The organism is Corallococcus sp. CA047B, from assembly GCF_003612065.1.
GTDB classification, from domain to species: domain Bacteria; phylum Myxococcota; class Myxococcia; order Myxococcales; family Myxococcaceae; genus Corallococcus; species Corallococcus praedator.
In genome coordinates this window covers 1-1,344 of sequence record NZ_RAWD01000649.1, presented here as the reverse complement: position 1 = coordinate 1,344, position 1,344 = coordinate 1, and the positions used below count along the sequence as shown (strand labels likewise).

Genomic DNA, 1,344 nt, shown 5'->3' with positions numbered 1-1,344 from the left:
CCCCCGGCGTCAGCACCGGGCAGGCGCTCCAGGCCATGGAGGACGTGGCGAAGCAGGCGCTGCCCACGGGCACCGCGAGCATGACGACGAAGGGCAGGGCGAAGCTTTCGTACTGCGCGGCCAGCTCCAGGCGGATGGGCGCTTCTTCCTCGACGACCCGGACCGCACCGGCACCAACACCTTCGTCATGCGGCGCGTGCGCCCCATGCTGGAAGGAACGTTCTTCGGCTTCGTCGACTTCCGCTTCATGCCGGACTTCGGCAGCGCACAGCCGCTCGTGCAGGACGCGTGGATCGACTTCCACCCGAGCGACAAGCTCCGCCTGCGCGCCGGCAAGTTCAAGACGCCCTTCGGCCTGGAGCTGCTCCAGGCGGCGGTCAACACGCCCTTCATCGAACGCTCGCTCACGGTGGACCTGGTCCCCATCCGCGACGTGGGCCTGGAGCTGCACGGCGACGTGCTCGGCGGACGGTTGCAGTATTCGCTCGCGGCGCTCAACGGAGGGGCGGACGGCGTGAGCACCGACCTCAACACCGACGACAGCTTCGACCTGGCCGCCCGGCTCTTCGTCCAGCCCTTCAAGCCCGGCGGCCCCGCCCTGCTCAAGGGGCTGGGCGTGGGCTTCGCGGTGACGCGCGGCCAGCAGTTCGGCACGTCCTCCAGCACCGGCGTGTCCGTCCTTCGCAGCACCGGCCAGGAGGTCATCTTCAGCTACCTGAGCGGCACGGCCGCTGGCACCACCGTCACGGCGCACGGCGAGCACCTGCGCTTCGCGCCCCAGGGGTACTTCTACAAGGGCCCCCTGGGGCTGCTCGCGGAGTACGTGAGCTCCTCGCAGGAGGTGCAGGTGGGGGATGCCCGAGCGCGGCTGCGCCACCACGCGTGGCAGGCCCTGGCCTCGTGGGTGGTGTTCGGCGGGAGCGCCGCGTACGACGGCGTGAAGCCGACCACGCCCTTTGATCCGGAGACGGGCCAGGGCGGCGCGCTGGAGGTGGCGGTGCGCTACCACGCGTTGGATCTGGACGACGACGCCTTCCCCCGCTTCGCGGACCCCACGAAGTCGGTGAGCGCGGCGAAGGGCTTCGGCGTGGGCGCCAACTGGTACTTCAACAAGCGCGTGCGCTTCGGCGCCAACTTCCACCGCACGAACTACGAGGGCGGCGCCCCCACCGGCGACCGCGCCCCCGAGAACGCCCTGCTGATCCGCTTCCAGGTCGCCTTCTAGGGCCGCCCCTCCTCCGGCGCTGACGCCCGGCGTCACGCGGGCTTCGTCCTGCTGCGTCTTGAAGCCCGCGCGCGACCTGGATGACGCTCGCGCCCGCCGTGACGTGCCAGCCCTCCCCC

General features: G+C 71.2%; 1 protein-coding gene. It reads left to right on the top strand.

All coding sequences use genetic code 11. From position 1 onward, the window contains the following. On the top strand, nucleotides 1-1,225 hold a 1,225-nt coding region (locus D7X74_RS41925), incomplete at its 5' end, for an OprO/OprP family phosphate-selective porin (protein ID WP_120538463.1). Nucleotides 1,226-1,344 lie beyond the last annotated feature (119 nt).